Origin of the sequence: Fretibacterium sp. OH1220_COT-178 (genome assembly GCF_003860125.1) — a bacterium.
GTDB lineage: Bacteria > Synergistota > Synergistia > Synergistales > Aminobacteriaceae > CAJPSE01.
Genome location: NZ_RQYL01000031.1, coordinates 13700 through 30630, shown reverse-complemented (window position 1 = coordinate 30630; position 16931 = coordinate 13700). Strand labels below are relative to the sequence as shown.

10 protein-coding genes and 1 CRISPR repeat array are annotated in these 16931 nt (G+C 54.4%); of the genes, 1 reads left to right on the top strand and 9 read right to left on the bottom strand.

Annotated features, from left to right (window positions below; translation table 11 throughout):
* Window positions 1-46: 46 nt before the first annotated feature.
* Window positions 47-5991: a CRISPR direct-repeat array (repeat unit 30 nt; unit sequence GTTTCCATCCCTCAAAGGAAGGTTTCAAAG).
* Window positions 5992-6233: 242 nt separating this feature from the next.
* The 9 genes from EII26_RS11450 to EII26_RS11410 form a co-directional block, all read right to left on the bottom strand.
* Window positions 6234-6485 carry a CRISPR-associated endonuclease Cas2 gene (locus tag EII26_RS11450; protein WP_199735200.1) on the bottom strand — a complete coding sequence of 84 codons (252 nt, stop codon included), beginning with the start codon at window positions 6483-6485 and terminating at the stop codon, window positions 6234-6236.
* Between the two features lie 14 nt (window positions 6486-6499).
* Complete coding sequence (gene cas1b / locus EII26_RS11445) at window positions 6500-7501, bottom strand: type I-B CRISPR-associated endonuclease Cas1b (RefSeq protein WP_124889296.1); 1002 nt, start codon at window positions 7499-7501, stop codon at window positions 6500-6502.
* A 38-nt stretch (window positions 7502-7539) separates the two neighbouring features.
* On the bottom strand, window positions 7540-8046 hold the full coding sequence (cas4, locus tag EII26_RS11440; protein ID WP_124889295.1) for a CRISPR-associated protein Cas4: 507 nt from the start codon (window positions 8044-8046) through the stop codon (window positions 7540-7542).
* Window positions 8047-8058: 12 nt separating this feature from the next.
* On the bottom strand, window positions 8059-10410 hold the full coding sequence (gene cas3 / locus EII26_RS11435) for a CRISPR-associated helicase Cas3' (RefSeq protein WP_124889294.1): 2352 nt from the start codon (window positions 10408-10410) through the stop codon (window positions 8059-8061).
* Window positions 10407-11195, bottom strand: coding sequence for a CRISPR-associated protein Cas5 (gene cas5, locus EII26_RS11430; protein ID WP_255415971.1), 789 nt, complete (start codon window positions 11193-11195; stop codon window positions 10407-10409). The genes cas3 and cas5 overlap by 4 nt, the downstream gene beginning before the upstream one ends.
* A 2-nt stretch (window positions 11196-11197) precedes the next feature.
* Window positions 11198-12100: a type I-B CRISPR-associated protein Cas7/Cst2/DevR gene (gene cas7i / locus EII26_RS11425; protein ID WP_124889292.1), complete on the bottom strand. Its 903-nt coding sequence runs from the start codon at window positions 12098-12100 to the stop codon at window positions 11198-11200.
* A gap of 29 nt (window positions 12101-12129) precedes the next feature.
* Window positions 12130-13977 (bottom strand): hypothetical protein, encoded by a 1848-nt coding sequence (locus EII26_RS11420; RefSeq protein WP_233572730.1) that lies wholly within the window; start codon window positions 13975-13977, stop codon window positions 12130-12132.
* A 399-nt stretch (window positions 13978-14376) separates the two neighbouring features.
* The gene (gene cas6 / locus EII26_RS11415; protein ID WP_124889290.1) at window positions 14377-15120 is read right to left on the bottom strand and encodes a CRISPR-associated endoribonuclease Cas6; all 744 of its coding nucleotides are present in this window, start codon (window positions 15118-15120) and stop codon (window positions 14377-14379) included.
* Between the two features lie 7 nt (window positions 15121-15127).
* Window positions 15128-15913 carry a fumarylacetoacetate hydrolase family protein gene (locus EII26_RS11410; protein WP_124889289.1) on the bottom strand — a complete coding sequence of 262 codons (786 nt, stop codon included), beginning with the start codon at window positions 15911-15913 and terminating at the stop codon, window positions 15128-15130.
* A gap of 266 nt (window positions 15914-16179) precedes the next feature.
* Between EII26_RS11410 and gpmA the strand changes: the two genes are divergently transcribed.
* The gene (gpmA, locus tag EII26_RS11405) at window positions 16180-16926 is read left to right on the top strand and encodes a 2,3-diphosphoglycerate-dependent phosphoglycerate mutase (protein ID WP_124889288.1); all 747 of its coding nucleotides are present in this window, start codon (window positions 16180-16182) and stop codon (window positions 16924-16926) included.
* The last annotated feature ends 5 nt before the right edge of the window (window positions 16927-16931 follow it).

Genomic DNA, 16931 nt, shown 5'->3' with positions numbered 1-16931 from the left:
GTTTCAAAGCAAAGACACGAAACAAGCAAATCGAAACAGATTAAATGTTTCCATCCCTCAAAGGAAGGTTTCAAAGTTGCCCATTTTTGGCGGAACTGTGCATTTTCTTAATGTTTCCATCCCTCAAAGGAAGGTTTCAAAGGAGTTTCAGGCCGAGGTTCTGTACCAGATCTGCAAACGTTTCCATCCCTCAAAGGAAGGTTTCAAAGGAGGAAGTATTGGGCTTCAATGGGGAGGCTGGAGCAGTTTCCATCCCTCAAAGGAAGGTTTCAAAGCCTGGACCAGATGGGCGGCTGGGCGAAGCTGTGCAGTTTCCATCCCTCAAAGGAAGGTTTCAAAGGCAGCAACGGTTTGTTGATGCCTGCAATCGAGCAAAGTTTCCATCCCTCAAAGGAAGGTTTCAAAGGCAACACGGACCAGTTCCGGCATTTCTATAAGCAGAGTTTCCATCCCTCAAAGGAAGGTTTCAAAGCGCAAGCACGGACAGCTATGCGCTTCTGAAAGACGCGTTTCCATCCCTCAAAGGAAGGTTTCAAAGGGACCGGCGAGGAGGGAGAGCTTGTGGACCTACACCGTTTCCATCCCTCAAAGGAAGGTTTCAAAGCGGTGCGACACGCTGATCGCCGCGCTCTGGTACTTTGTTTCCATCCCTCAAAGGAAGGTTTCAAAGCAAAGACACGAAACAAGCAAATCGAAACAGATTAAATGTTTCCATCCCTCAAAGGAAGGTTTCAAAGCTTAGCTGTAAACGCTTGGTATTGCTGCGTTTATTGCGTTTCCATCCCTCAAAGGAAGGTTTCAAAGGCAGAAAATGGGCCAGCATCCCCACGAACGCCGCCGGTTTCCATCCCTCAAAGGAAGGTTTCAAAGCCCGACGAACGTCGCCTCGCCGCGGGTGTGCGTGCCCGTTTCCATCCCTCAAAGGAAGGTTTCAAAGTATCCTCGCCTACCATTCCAACCGTCGCCCGGACCTGTTTCCATCCCTCAAAGGAAGGTTTCAAAGAAGGGACGAAACAAGCAAATCGAAACAGATTAAATGTTTCCATCCCTCAAAGGAAGGTTTCAAAGATAGACCTGGAGTATGGCAAAGGAGAATGAATAGCCTAGTTTCCATCCCTCAAAGGAAGGTTTCAAAGGATGACCTCTATGTCGACGCAGGCGAACCAGAAGTCGTTTCCATCCCTCAAAGGAAGGTTTCAAAGGCTCCGGGGAACTCAACATGCGCAAAATCCAGCAATGTTTCCATCCCTCAAAGGAAGGTTTCAAAGTGGGCAATGTATAAGCGAAGAGCGATGGTACAGAGCGAGTTTCCATCCCTCAAAGGAAGGTTTCAAAGCCCGATCGACCAACTCCAGCCGGGGGACGGTAACGAGTTTCCATCCCTCAAAGGAAGGTTTCAAAGCGATGATCTCCTGGGAAGGAAGTTCTCCGCCCCGCAGTTTCCATCCCTCAAAGGAAGGTTTCAAAGAGCGCCGCCCCGGGTCTCCTGCGGCGTCCTCGGGGAAGTTTCCATCCCTCAAAGGAAGGTTTCAAAGACCGTCCGGGAGCTCCTGGGACATTCCGACCTCAAAAGTTTCCATCCCTCAAAGGAAGGTTTCAAAGGCACGGAGATCCTGTGCAAATGCAGACCGGACTACAGTTTCCATCCCTCAAAGGAAGGTTTCAAAGAAGCACATAAACGCAAGCACGGACAGCTACGACCTGTGTTTCCATCCCTCAAAGGAAGGTTTCAAAGCCGCGCAGTGTCTGGGCAAAGAACCACTCGATGCGCGTTTCCATCCCTCAAAGGAAGGTTTCAAAGCCAGGACCAGGGGCGGATTCCCCGCGTCGAAGTCGTGTTTCCATCCCTCAAAGGAAGGTTTCAAAGGCTCTCCACGTGGGGGGATTCGCTCCAGGACAATTTGTTTCCATCCCTCAAAGGAAGGTTTCAAAGCAGAGGGACGAAACAAGCAAATCGAAACAGATTAAATGTTTCCATCCCTCAAAGGAAGGTTTCAAAGTTAACTACTTTGGCACGGAAAAGATCGAGGCCGCGCGTTTCCATCCCTCAAAGGAAGGTTTCAAAGCTCCACCAACATCTTCATCGCCTGTACTGGGATATGTTTCCATCCCTCAAAGGAAGGTTTCAAAGTGCCATCGGCGGCACGTTCACGGTTCCGGGGATCGGGTTTCCATCCCTCAAAGGAAGGTTTCAAAGGAAATGATAGGTACAACGGAACGATCATACAGGCGCTAGTTTCCATCCCTCAAAGGAAGGTTTCAAAGTCACGTATGTATTCTGTCAAGCTCAATATTTTCTAGGTTTCCATCCCTCAAAGGAAGGTTTCAAAGGGAAGGCAACTACATAACGAAAGGACTGCAACGTATAGTTTCCATCCCTCAAAGGAAGGTTTCAAAGCCCATAACGCGGCGTCTCTCCGTTACTTTTGTCTATGTTTCCATCCCTCAAAGGAAGGTTTCAAAGGGTCACGTTCGGGATGGTTCGGACACGGCACCGGCCGCGTTTCCATCCCTCAAAGGAAGGTTTCAAAGTATGTCTCTTGCTACCAATCTCGGCTACCGCTCCCAGTTTCCATCCCTCAAAGGAAGGTTTCAAAGTAAACCCCTTACCAGCTTCCTTCTTCCGCTCGTAGTGTTTCCATCCCTCAAAGGAAGGTTTCAAAGTGGGGAAGGAGAAGCGCGTCCAAGACTTGCTCTTGTAAGTTTCCATCCCTCAAAGGAAGGTTTCAAAGCGTCCTCGTGGCGATAGGGCAGATCGTCGTTTTCGTGTTTCCATCCCTCAAAGGAAGGTTTCAAAGAGTCATCTGGTAGGGTAAATTGCACTCATATATGGTGTTTCCATCCCTCAAAGGAAGGTTTCAAAGCCGCCCGGAGGTTGTTGCCGTCCTTATACCCGATATCAAGTTTCCATCCCTCAAAGGAAGGTTTCAAAGGGGAGAGCATCCTACGAACTCGGAGTTCTGGGATGTTCGTTTCCATCCCTCAAAGGAAGGTTTCAAAGTTGACAATCTCACCGTCGGGGGAACGACAAAGGCCCGTTTCCATCCCTCAAAGGAAGGTTTCAAAGTCTCCGCGGCACAGGGAAAGGTCCTCAAAGGAGCGGTGTTTCCATCCCTCAAAGGAAGGTTTCAAAGCGTGCTTATTCAGAGCGTAGATCGCTGCCAGAGCGCGTTTCCATCCCTCAAAGGAAGGTTTCAAAGCGGTGGGTACCACACAGGTCTTGTGAATGGTGTCCCCTGTTTCCATCCCTCAAAGGAAGGTTTCAAAGCTGATCCCTAAGACTGTCCCGAAAAAGAAGGAGTGAAGTTTCCATCCCTCAAAGGAAGGTTTCAAAGATGCCAACCAACAACATGGAATCGACAGCTTTGCCTGTTTCCATCCCTCAAAGGAAGGTTTCAAAGGACGGACATCCCGCCTGAAACAACGCTCAAAGTCCTGTTTCCATCCCTCAAAGGAAGGTTTCAAAGCGGACCTGGACAACCTCATGGCGAAGATACGCTACAGTTTCCATCCCTCAAAGGAAGGTTTCAAAGCGACTCCGGCGGGAAGATGTTGGTCATCACAGAAGGGTTTCCATCCCTCAAAGGAAGGTTTCAAAGGGTTGTGTCTCCGGTTTGGGAAAACTGACCGCACGCGGTTTCCATCCCTCAAAGGAAGGTTTCAAAGGTGTCCAAAAGCGTTAATAAGGTCTGCTGGTTCGTGGTTTCCATCCCTCAAAGGAAGGTTTCAAAGCGGCGTCGAACTAGAGGTAGACAACGGCGGAGAGGACCAGTTTCCATCCCTCAAAGGAAGGTTTCAAAGAAGACCCAAACAGGAATCCGAGTACCTATTTAGCCTCGTTTCCATCCCTCAAAGGAAGGTTTCAAAGGATTATAGCACAAAAACACAATCGGAGGTAAATACGAGTTTCCATCCCTCAAAGGAAGGTTTCAAAGGACGACGAAGCGTGCCGCAGCTCCGACCTCCCCACCCGTTTCCATCCCTCAAAGGAAGGTTTCAAAGAGCTCACCGAGATAACGACAGTCCTCGTAAACGCCAGTTTCCATCCCTCAAAGGAAGGTTTCAAAGTTTGCGCGGCCACAGGCCGCAGGAGGAAAAACACCAGTTTCCATCCCTCAAAGGAAGGTTTCAAAGTCGCTGGAGGTCAGGGCATCAACGATCTCAACGACACGTTTCCATCCCTCAAAGGAAGGTTTCAAAGGTCTGGAAGGGCTCTGCCCCAATCAAATTTATCTGGGTTTCCATCCCTCAAAGGAAGGTTTCAAAGAAAGCTGTCGCTCGAGCTCGCGGAGGTGTAAGGAAGTTTCCATCCCTCAAAGGAAGGTTTCAAAGCACTCGGGATTGGGATGGGGGCGGCGGACTCGATCAGTTTCCATCCCTCAAAGGAAGGTTTCAAAGCAGAACAGCACCCGCAAAGCTGATCGAACGGACATGTTTCCATCCCTCAAAGGAAGGTTTCAAAGAACCATGGCAACAACGTTTTGCACATCCTCGCTGGTGTTTCCATCCCTCAAAGGAAGGTTTCAAAGGATCCCCACGACTGGCAGGAACTTGGATATAGCGGGGTTTCCATCCCTCAAAGGAAGGTTTCAAAGGACGACGACGCTTGCCGCAGCTCCGACCTCCCCACGCGTTTCCATCCCTCAAAGGAAGGTTTCAAAGGGAAGCGGAGTAGGGCAACACAATCACGGGCCTGTGTGGTTTCCATCCCTCAAAGGAAGGTTTCAAAGGAAGCACATCCTCATCAAGGAACAGCATCCGGAGCTGTTTCCATCCCTCAAAGGAAGGTTTCAAAGCCCGAAAGGGTGAAGCGTCAGGTCGAATTGGAAAAGCGTTTCCATCCCTCAAAGGAAGGTTTCAAAGTAGACTTCCCCACAATGGGCGCAGGCGATGTGTTCGAGTTTCCATCCCTCAAAGGAAGGTTTCAAAGGAAGGCAAGCCTTATGCCCTCAGGAACGGCGGAGCGTGTTTCCATCCCTCAAAGGAAGGTTTCAAAGGCAGCGCCACAACGCCAGAGGATAAACAATCCGCTGCGTTTCCATCCCTCAAAGGAAGGTTTCAAAGCAAGGGTTGGAGCGTGTTCGTCACGCTTGCGGTCACGGTTTCCATCCCTCAAAGGAAGGTTTCAAAGAGGCAAGCCTTATGCCCTCAGGAACGGCGGAGCGTGTTTCCATCCCTCAAAGGAAGGTTTCAAAGATAAAGCCCGTAAAGCCGCTAATAGCAAGGCTTTAGCGTTTCCATCCCTCAAAGGAAGGTTTCAAAGGGGCCTGTGCCCTGTGGATGGTGCAGGCCCTAGTACTGTTTCCATCCCTCAAAGGAAGGTTTCAAAGTACGCTGGCGAGACACCAAAGCCGAGCGCACCTCCAGTTTCCATCCCTCAAAGGAAGGTTTCAAAGATGTCGCACTTACCACAGGGAGAAGAAAAAGAAGCCTGTTTCCATCCCTCAAAGGAAGGTTTCAAAGTGATAGGGATACCGGAGCGCTCATAATGTTATAGGGTTTCCATCCCTCAAAGGAAGGTTTCAAAGTACCGCAATGCACGAGTGTGTTGGCGATGTCTGTGGTGTTTCCATCCCTCAAAGGAAGGTTTCAAAGAGGCAAGTCGATGACACACGCCGTACCCTTCGGGAAGTTTCCATCCCTCAAAGGAAGGTTTCAAAGAACGGCGGAGAGGATCACGACAACGCCGCCATGATCCGTTTCCATCCCTCAAAGGAAGGTTTCAAAGCAGGGCGTTTACGCCTGGTGGGGCATGGCCGAGGCCCGTTTCCATCCCTCAAAGGAAGGTTTCAAAGGCGTGTGGAAAGCGTGTCTTTGTAGTAGGCCAGGGGTTTCCATCCCTCAAAGGAAGGTTTCAAAGGGGGTTGAAATAGCCCAGATGGCCCACATCCATGAGTTTCCATCCCTCAAAGGAAGGTTTCAAAGCATCGACCTCGCAGGTAGCTACGACGGCTACAGCCAGTTTCCATCCCTCAAAGGAAGGTTTCAAAGCCGCAAACACACGCCGGTGTCTGCACCGGTTAAGTATAGCAGACCGAAGTACAGCAAAAAACAAAAAGCTCTCTCGTCCCATCAAACCCTGATAGACAGACGCTCAGCCTTTATTTTGAGAATGCGTCGATCCCCCGCCTATTCCACGCCATCGGGGATCGACGCACGCAACGCAAGAATGGATGCAAAGAAAGTATAGAACCAGCTATGAAGTTGTCAATGTGCCGAGGGGTGGCCCCCACCTATACCATAAAATCCGTACAGCCCCGTTCCACCCCCACCACCTCACGGGACATGTAGCGTTCGGTACGCCAAGCATAAAACAAAACACTGTCGTATTGCAAGTCCAAAATTTTCCGAACGTCTATCTTGAGGGCCTCGAAAGTCGCAGGGCTCAAGTCCCCTTCGAGGACGGAGTTCTGAATCCAGGTCAGGTATCGACGTGCCGTCTTCAGGACTTTACCTACCCGTTTTTCCCCAACATCGTAGAACATCAGGACAAACATCCTCACCACCTGCTGACAAATGGGTCGTAAGGCGTGTCGTCCAGAATGTGTTTCTGGATTTTGTAGGCTTCCATGCGCATCAGCCCGCGGTAGCTGACGTTGCGCTTCAGCCTGGGGTGCTCGATGGTTTCGTTGACTCGCGTCTCCCAAGCACGCAGCACGATTTCACGTCCCCGATCGTTCAGATAAATCCCCCCGCCCGTCTCCTTCTCGAAATGCTTCTCCTGAATCTCGCGCCTGTTGACCAGAGAAAAAATCAGTCGGTCCACCAGGATCGGCTTGAAGATCTCCGCAAGATCCAGGTTCAGGCTGAAACGTCGGAAATTCGTCTCGTGCAGAAAGCCGATACGCGGGTCCAGGTGCGTTCTGTAGATCTGAGACAGCGCCAGAATGTAACACATGGAGTTCAGGAAACTGATCAGCGCGTTCATGCGGTTGCTGGGCGGCCGCCGGGTTCGCTCCACCATTTTGAATGCCTCGTCCTGAACCAGCCTGTCGAAAAATTGATAGTACCGGTTACGGGCATTGCCCTCGATGCCCATGAGGGCAGGGACACTCCCGCTCTGTGGCGCCATCGCCTCGAATCGCTCCAGGTCCGACAAAATATCCTCCACGTCCAAGGAGGCGCGACGCTGGTAATAAGCCACCACCTTACGCATATTCTCTATGGCCCCGACAATGAGGGTCGACGCCAGTTTGTGCCGCCTGGCCTCATCCGTGTAGTGAGCCGCCTGAGCCAGAATGACGGCACCGGAGTTCATGTGCTCGCGCGGATAGTAGGTTCCGGCATAGTATCCGTGATAGTTGAAGAAATGGAGAATGATCTGCTTTTGGGTCAGAAATTCCAGCAGGCTCTTGTTGAGGTCAAGTTCCCCCATCACCATGATCTCGTCCGTCGTCTCCACCGGCAGGAAGCGGGGCTTCTCGCCGACCCGCTCGACGAAAAGCGTGTTGTCCTTGCGCTTCAGGCTTCCGGAACTCAGCAGATACAGAGTTTTGCCCATCGTGTTCCTCCTCTCTCCGGAAATGCTCTATCCCCACTCTATCCCCAGCAGTACTCGGCATAAGCACACTTGCCGCAGTACTTACAGTGTTCGGCCGGAGGCGGCACGTTCCTTTGGGCAAGGGATTCAATCTCCGCATACACGCAATCCAACTCCGCTTTGAGCGCATCCGTGAGCTCCACCTCGACACGCTTCTTTTCGGTGGGGAACATCAGGACGCCGCGGGCCTCGATCCCAGCCTTTTGGAGGTCGTAGAGGTAGTGGGCCAGCTGCAGGCGCGCGGACCGCTCCGCCCGGCTGCTCTTTTTGACCTCGCAGACGACCAGCTCCCCATCCGCCCCCTGGACAAAATCAAATTTGTTGTCCCCGAAACCCACCTGATGACGCTCCCGAGCGTAGCTGTTCTGATCGACCAAGCGGCCGAGAGCGAGGGATTCGTTGCTCTGTTCGGCAGTCACACCACGGGCCAGCAGCCAGACCTGCCGTCGGCAGATTGAAAACGCTTGAACCAGATAGCCGTTGACTTTAACAAGCTCGGAGAACATAGGATCATCCTCCTATATCATGACATCCGAAGAATCACGTTCCTGCAATTTTGCCCCAATCTCTTTATCGTATTCGACCTCTCGTATATTCAAATACTCCATGCCCTTCGGAAGCCGGGAGGCCTTAAATCCTTTCGCCTGATGGAGTCCGATGGGAACTTCGAATTGCGCGATCTTCAAAAGATCTGCCTTGTTCCCGCTCGACCAGAGCTCCTGAACTTCTCCGAGAAAGCTGTACGGAATGACCTGCACTTTAAGGAACTCGATCTTACGAGTCAAAGCATCATCCTGAAGAATCGTCTCATCCAGAATGGAGGCATCGGGGTTCTCAAGAATGCTCCGCGCTGCTCGCCTGCCCTCCTCGTAATTTTCATCCTCAATTTCGAGGCTGAGATAGACCTCCTCCAACATCGCAGACAGATCCCGCTCGGAAGGAGACCCTTCCCACCGTCTCAGAACGTCCAGCGTACACCCAAGAGGCTCTCTGGCATTTTTATAGACGTATTCCCTGGCCACATCACTGATGGGGAAAACCACAAAACGAGCTCCCTTGGACTTGCCAAATCGGTTACAGCGCCCCGCACGCTGAATCAAGCTGTCCAAAGGAGCACATTCGCTCAACATGAGATCGAAACTGATATCCAGCGAGACCTCAATGGCCTGGGTCGCGACCACGAGATCCACGAAGGCAGGGCGTCCCTCCTTATCCTTCTCCAGCAGAAGCTTTTCCTTTTCGTCTCGATCCCTCATGATAAAGCGACTATGGTAACAGAGGATCTTTTTATCCGGCAACCGTTCCTCTAAAATGGATCTCCAGCGCAAAAACAACTCCTGCGCAACATCCACCGTATTCACCACAACGGCAACCTTACGCCCCTGTGACAGTGCCTCCAGAATTTCCTCGTCGAAAGATTCCAGCGGGGCATCCCTGTACTCCCAGGAACATTTCCGTTTTTCCATCAGCTCCTCGGCGACAACGGGCATCTTCACGCCCAGAAGGGTCTGAAAGTGTTCCCTCAGCTTTTGGGGCATCGTGGCGCTCATCACCATGACGCGCCCTCCCATCGCACGAATGCGCTTGATGCTCTCCGAGATCAGCGCCAGGGTAAAGGGAGCGTAAGCATGAATCTCGTCGAAGACGACCGAGGCCCCCAAAGTGGCCAACTCTTTGAAAAACCAGTCCCTCATGTTGAAGTTGGCCGTCAGCAGCTGATCCACCGTCGCAACCATGACCGGAGCCATAAACGCCTTGTATTGGCGCAGCATCTTCAGCTTGTCGTCCGTGCTCTCCTCCCGCTCATCCTCGTCCTTTCGAAGCGCAAGATACACCCCGGCCCCTGAATGGGATATCCCGCAGTCCCTGGGATCAAAATAGGTTCTCATCCGTTCATAAAGGCTGTTGGAGGTGACCTTGGTCGGCATGAGGAACAACACCTTGCCCAACCCTCCATTCACGGCCCAGAGCAGCGAGGCCTCCGTCTTTCCGCTCCCCGTCGGAGCGATGGCCAGGACATCTCCTAAAGCCTCCTCACACGATGTCTGAAACGGACGCTTGGCAAAGGGTGGGTCGCCGGGACGCGCCTGCTGTTCCACCCGTTCTCGGATCTTGGCATTCAACGCCGCAACGTCCAGGGAATGACGAGGATTCAAGCGATCTTCGGGCGAGGCCGAGGCCTGCCAATCCGCGTAACCCACAACCCCTCGAACTAGGGCGGAGAGCGTCCGGTTTCCAACCGTACTCCGCCGTTTGCAAGCGCTTAAGTGCCAAGCCTCAAACTCGTCCAAAAAGCTTCTGGCCCAATTGCAGTCGTCGTCCCAATCCTCAAAAAGGCGAGGATCGAGCAGTCTCTTCATCGTTTTCTCGTCCTGTTGCACAAGCGCCTTCCACGACTCGTCAAAATTCAGCCCAAACTGAATCTGCGACGCCGTCAGCCTGTCGGGCTTCGCGATATCCCTCTCTCTGCCAAAATTGGACCAGCCACGATCCAACTTCTTGTGATGCCCCAGGACGGCCCAGACGTCATGGGGAAACAACCCTTTTTCCCTGTCCCAGAGCGCATGGAGCAGGCGGGCAGAGAGGAGCTCGTGCCGAAAAAAACGCTTCGGATCGTCCTTTCCGCCTGGCCCCAGCCGCCGCCTCATTCGTTCTTGAAAGAAGTCACCCAATTTCCCGATATCGTGAAAAAAAACGGCCCTCAGGCAAAGGGCCGTCAATTCTTCATAAGAGACCTCCAACCAGGAGCACACCCTCTCCAAGGGCTCCCGGTTGAGCCTCAGAAATTCGGAGGCGATACTCAAGCACGTCCTCACGTGATATTCGTAAGTGCCCTCCACACCCTCCAAAGCCTTGGCGTAGAAGCTCATTGCTCCTCATTCTCCAAGCCGTAAAGCGGCACGGGCAAGGCCACGTTCGGAAAACGGAACGCCCTTTGAGGATTCAGCAGACGCTGATGCCCCGACAAAAAGGTGAAGAGGCGGTAACGGATTCCGTGGCGCTCGTTTCCCTTAAACTCAAAATCGACGATAAGGGGGCGCACCAGGGGCGCTTTCAGCGTCTGCACCACACAAGCGCGCCTCAAGGCATCCCAATCGAATCGGACGCTATCGGCATGGTCGCCGGGTAAAAGCGTGTCCGCAAAGCTGTCGCTCTCCTCTTCGTCTCCAATCGGGCACAGCTCCGAGACCTCCCGAACAAGAGCGATGTCGTCGCTGCTTCCCAGAGAAAGGGCATAAACGGGATCCTTAAAGGCAGAACGCAGGCAATCCGCCTTCTCCCGATCCCCCAACGCATAAAAGGCAACGAACTCCGCGTCTGCCAGAAACTCCCGGTTCAGGATATCCTTCCGCACCACCTTGGAAAGTCCGTGCAATTTTGCGAAAGCTATTTCTTCACTCCCTTTTGGAGTTGCCATCTTGTCGTAATTCCAAAGGTCTATGCCGCCCCCTCCGGAGCTCCCCGAAGCCCCGACGAAGAGTCCCGCATCCTTGAAGAACGGCCAGGCTTCCTCAAAAGGTTTTCCCAGGGCAGCTCCGGCCATCCCCACCAGCGCGGAGACGGGAGGCAGGGGCAGCGTCGCCTGATAAAGATGAGAACCGGGCTCGCGAAATGAGGCCGTCATCCCATGAAGCGATACGAAAAAGCCGTACATGGCTACCCTCCGTAGACCTCGTCCAACCATCCTCTCATCGTATTGAACGCTTCTCCCAGAGGCTTTGCCGCGGTCATATCACGGGAGAAAAAGCCCTTGCGCTCCCCCAGAACCCAGTGGGCAACAGCTTTCTCGCAGTCCTTGAGGGTATTCTCGATCAGGCCGTACTCCACGAAACCCAATTTTTTCTCTTCCTCTTCTCCCTCCAAGCGAACACGGACGCACTCCATGAAGACAGGATTTTTGACCCTCATCAACGCGGCCGCCACGAACTTGGGAGAGATGTCCGCCAGAAAACGGCTCTGACGTCCGATCCCCCAGAGATTCTGGATGGCGTCCAGGAGTGCCGCCACTCGGCGTTTTTTCTCCCCTGCCCCCAGATCCAATTTATAGGTCTCGGCATCGGCAACCCCGATCCGATCCAGCTCGATCAGGATCGTCCCTCTGTAAAAACCGGAGTGGATTTCCGTCTCGAAGATGTTCGGGTTTCCGCCGGCCTTGACGCCCATATAGTTCGTGGCAAAGTCCAGCTCCCCCCGATAGGGTTCCAGGGAGATCAAGGGCGAGACGCGCACCGGGCCCGTGCGTTTTTTCGTGACCTTGTCGGCGATCATGAACCCAAACAGATCGTCGTCGATGTACGTCTCAGGATCGCCAAGGGTCGCTGCCGCCCCCTTCGTCTGTTTGGCCAGAGCGGCCTCGGAAAGCTCCCAGTCCATGACGGCCAGTTGTTCGCGCAGATCCCGGCGAATCGCCTGTGAGGATTTGTACGGATACTCCAGGCCGTCGTTCATTCGGATCTTCTTGATGCTGGAGATGTTGTCGGCCTCCTTGTCGGAGCCGTTCAAAGAGGCATAAGAGGCGTGCGTCAGGTAGGTCAGCGTCAGGCATTTGAAATTCGTCATCTCATGTTACCTCCTGTAATGTTTTTCCGTCATTCGTTACCGGACTGAGAGTCCTTACCCTCTGAAGCACGAGGACGCATAACGTTGTTGTAGGCGTTCAAGGCGGCAATCATGCAATAGGCCCGAAACTCCTCAAAAGGGACATCGCTCTCGGCCAGCTCGGCAAAAACCCCCGCCGCAATCTCCTTGTTGACGACGATTCCGTAGCGGAACTGCAGGCGATTCAGCTGCTCCAGGAAATCCGTCGCTGTTCGGGTTTTGCGTAGAGTAAAAAGATCACCCTTGACGGCCTTCATGCTTTCAAGGCCCTCACCCTCTTTCACCAGAGTCTCCTTTGCAGCCAAGACGATCTGCGCCCCCAACTTCGTCGCAAGGGCAATTTGATCCTTTGTCATGCCTTTCGCCATGCCTTTTTTCTCTCCTTCCTCCGAATCCCGACAATGCACCACGAGCTCGTAAGCCATCACGAAGAACAGGATGTGGCCTAACCACGGATAATCGACCGCCAAAGACTTTTTGAACACGAAACTCTCCGCACGGCACACGATGGATTTCTTCTCGAACACGCACCGCAGCAGGCTGTTGCGCTCCATCCCATTAAGCGGATCGTAAGGCTTCTGCGGATTGGGAAGCTCCAAATCCCAAAAGAGGGACTCAAAAAAACGCCCGAGATCCTGAGCCATAGCCTCCGGGGCCTCGGTGCGGATATATTTTTTGATAAAGCCGATCAGCCGGAACAGGTAAGCCGTATCGGTATAGGTGACGACCTCCTTGGTGATGAACGTACTCCCCTTGGAGTCCAGAGCCGCAAGGACGACGTTCAGCGCGGCCGTTCGCCTGAGGGACTCCTCGTCGATCTCATCCTCATCCGAGTTCTCCAAGGCGCGCGCCTCGTTCCGGCGCTTCTGCTGGTTCTTCAAGACCAGCTCATAGGCCTCCAGATAAAAGCCCCACAGCACCTCATAGGATAGGCGAGCGTTCTGCAAAATACGGCTTTTTTCTCCGAAGTTGAAGAAATAAATCCTGTCGTCATCCAATGAGAGTCGTAGTGAGGAAGGTATTCCAAACGACAGATGGGCATCCTCCAAAACCCTCAGGTCTCCGGAGTTCAGCTGCATGATGTAGGTCAGGGAATCCGCGACCTTGTAATACGACGCGTGAACGGCAAACTTGCCCAGCAGCTGGCATTCCCAGCAGATAAGATCGGGCGATCCCAGATCGGAATTGAAGGAAAAGGTCGCACTTTGGCTCGAGAAGAGAGGGAAGGAGGTTTGAGAGACTCTGTCGCAGACGGCGGTCTGCCCGCAGACGGAACACACGGCCCCTCCCCCTCGCCGGACCTTGGGAAAGATATCCAATTGGGGATGACAGACAGGCTGCTCGTAACAGAGTTTTTTCTTGGTCCCCCATAGAGACTTTTTTCGTTCCTTCAGGAAGGCCGCCACCTCCTCCTGAAGCGACGCGGACAAGTCCTCGAACGCATCCGCTTTCCCCCTCCAACTTGTGGCGCTTACCGACAGGGCGGGAACGGGAGTCGGCATTCGTTTCGCCAGACAATCCAACTCTTTCTTCTCTTGGTCGTAGCAAACGAGTTCCGGATTCTCCTTTTGCTTTTTTGTCGATCGGTTCCACCAGTTGGAGGCCAGTTTCTCGTAACAGGACTCCAGAAAGGGTTTCATTTGATCATCCGGAGCTTTAATCGATACGCCGTCAAAATCCAGGACAACCTCGACATCCGGCCAGCGTTCCGACTCCTGTATTTTCTTATCTTTCGCGATAAAGTACAGCCCCATCAGACCGGAATCGAACCACCAATGCCCTCGTGCCTTGAACGTATGTTGTATGACCATCACCTCCACAGCGGTAATGTAGCCCAAACGGACTTGATAAAATTGATGACGTCCTTTAAGCCTTTAGAGATTAGCGCCCCCAAATTAGTTGTTGTACGGACATATCCGATATTAAGAGGCCCTTAATTTCAATAAAAACATTGTTGTCGTAGATTTTTACCGTGCGGATGCTGCCAACTCGTTTTCTGTTGTGCACTGCTTTCTTTTGAGAGTGCTGCGAGTGCATGATATGCTCCCCCTGATCTTTCAAGAGAAGCATATCAAAAAATAAAAACAACGCAAGTACCACTGACACAAAATACCTAAAAAAGGAATTTTCCTTATACTCCCAGCAGAGCACCACATTTCCATACCTGAAAGCGCGCATAAAACAAGCTCTCAGGAAGAACTCTCTGATTTTAGCACCACGAGTTATCCCCTGTCCCCTCACCCCCGCGTCACGCACCCCCATCCCGCGCTGTTCTTGGCGCCCAGGCCGCAGTCCAGAGCGATCTGAAGCAGTTCCTGGGGCCCCTCCAGGCGGAACCGGCCCGACCATCCCTTGATGGGAAAGGACGTCTCCGGGCTGAAGATCGCCACCCGTTCCCGCACCGGCCCGAGCGGGGCGATACGGACCGTCCCCTCCGGAACGGCCCGGTCGGGGAAGATCGCGCGGAACTTGCGCACCAGGTTGTTGTGGACCGATACGGCGAAATCCTTCTGGTGGGGGCTGAAGTAGATTGTATAGGGCCTGCCGTTCCGTTCCGCCTGGTCGTAGCAGGTGATGGGCGACAGGGTGCGCACGGTCAGGGTATCACCGTCCGCATGCTGCTGCTCCGCCTCGATGCGCTCGCACCGGACGACGTTGTTGCCCACCCGGAGCTCCGAGGCGTTCAAAACACCGCCGGCGATGCCGTCCATGGTGTCGGTCATCGGCGTGGAGACCACCAGCCGGACCGGCAGCGGAAACAGGATGGCGTTCTCCTCGAAGGCCGGACGCGACGCCGCGATGGGCCAGCTCATCGCGAAGAGCTTCAACCTTCGCCCATCGACGCGGTATCCCTCGTCGTGCAGAAAGGCGGCCCGGTCCGGAGGCAGCACCGCGTAGAGCAGCGACTGGAACAGGTGCAGGTTGGAGAGCGGAACCCTTATCCGCTCCTGATCCCCCGTCAGCCACAGCGTGATGTGCATGGGCCCGCTAGCCCCGCTCCTCGGCAAAACGGTTCCTCAGGACACCGATGCCGTCGATCTCCACCTCCACCGTGTCCCCGTCGCGAACGGGGCCGACGCCGCTGGGGGTTCCCGTGGCGATGACGTCGCCCGCGTGCAGCGTGGCAAAACGGCTGACGTGCGCGATGACCCGCGCCACCCCGAAGATCATGTTCCCCAGAACGCTCTCCTGCACCACACGGCCGTTCAGGCGGGTGCGGAGCACCGCCTCCGCGGGCATCTCCCGGGCGATCAGAAGGCACGGCCCTAGAGGCCCGAAACCGTCGAACCCCTTGCCGCGCGTCCACTGCCCGTCCTCCCGCTGAAGGTCCCGCGCCGTGACGTCGTTGAAGCAAGCATAACCCCTCACGACGTCCAGAGCCTCCGCCTCGGGGACGTTCCGGCAATCCTCCCCGATCACGACGGCCAGCTCCCCCTCGTAGTCGATGCGCCCGGCCCAGGACGGGAAGCGGACGACATCCTCATGGGCGGCGAGGGCGGTCAGGGCCTTCAGAAAAATGCAGGGTTCCGAGGGCGGAACGCTCTCCATCTCCCTGGCGTGATCGAGATAGTTCTTGCCGACGCACCAGATCGCCCCGGGCTCGCAGGGCGGAAGGCGGCGCGCTCCCGTCAACCGCTCCCTGCCCCCGGAGAAGAGGTCCTCCCCGTCCAGCAATTCCACCTCTCCCTCCTCCACCAAACGCCCGATCTCCACCCGTCCCCCGCGCTCGAAGCGAACGACGCGGTCCCCTTTTCTCAACGTTGTCTCCGGCATCACCGGTCCACCCCTTTCAATCCGCATGCAGGGCCCGGAAAAGCGGCCCGATTCCATTTCCAAATCATTGAAATTGCCCTTCCAATACTAACAAAAAGAGGGCTTCAGGGAAAGCCAGGGCCTTTCCCTCTGTCAAAAAATCTCGTTATCTGATAATCTTTTCCGTAAAGGGCAAGGACGGGACACATGCTCCCATTCTTTGCGGAGTCCTACCGAATCTTTCATCGCACGTCAATTCCGTTGAAAAAATCGGGGAGTGATGCTTCATGTACGAGATCGCACTGATACGCCATGGCGAGAGCGCATGGAACAGGGAAAACCGCTTTACCGGCTGGACCGACGTCCCCCTGTCCGAGAAGGGCGTCGAGGAGGCCCGGGCTGCGGGGCGGCTTTTGAAAGAGGAGGGCTACGCCTTCGACCTGGCCTTCACCTCCGTGCTGAAGCGGGCCATCAAAACTCTGTGGCTCGTCCTGGAGGAGATGGACCGGATGTGGATCCCCGTCCGTCATTCCTGGAAGTTGAACGAGCGCCATTACGGCGGCCTCCAGGGCCTGAACAAATCCGAGACCGCGGCCCGATACGGCGACGAGCAGGTCAAGATATGGCGCCGCAGCTACGACGTTCTGCCTCCCCTGCTGGACAAGGACGACGAGCGCTATCCCGCCAAGGATCCTCGCTATGCGGACCTTGCTCCCGAACAGATCCCCGCGGGCGAATGCCTGGCGGACACCGTTGCCCGCGTCGTGCCCTACTGGCGGGAGGCCATCGTCCCGGAGATCCGTGCCGGGAGGAAGATCGTCGTTGCAGCCCACGGAAACAGCCTTCGGGCACTGGTCAAGTATCTGGACGACATCTCCGAGAAGGACATTCTGGAGCTGAACATCCCCACGGGCATTCCTCTGGTCTACACCCTCGACCAGGACATGAAGCCGCTGGGACACCGTTACCTCGGCGACGCGGACGCCGTAGCGAAGGCGCAGGCCGCCGTGGCCGGTCAGGGAAAGGCGAAATAACCGGC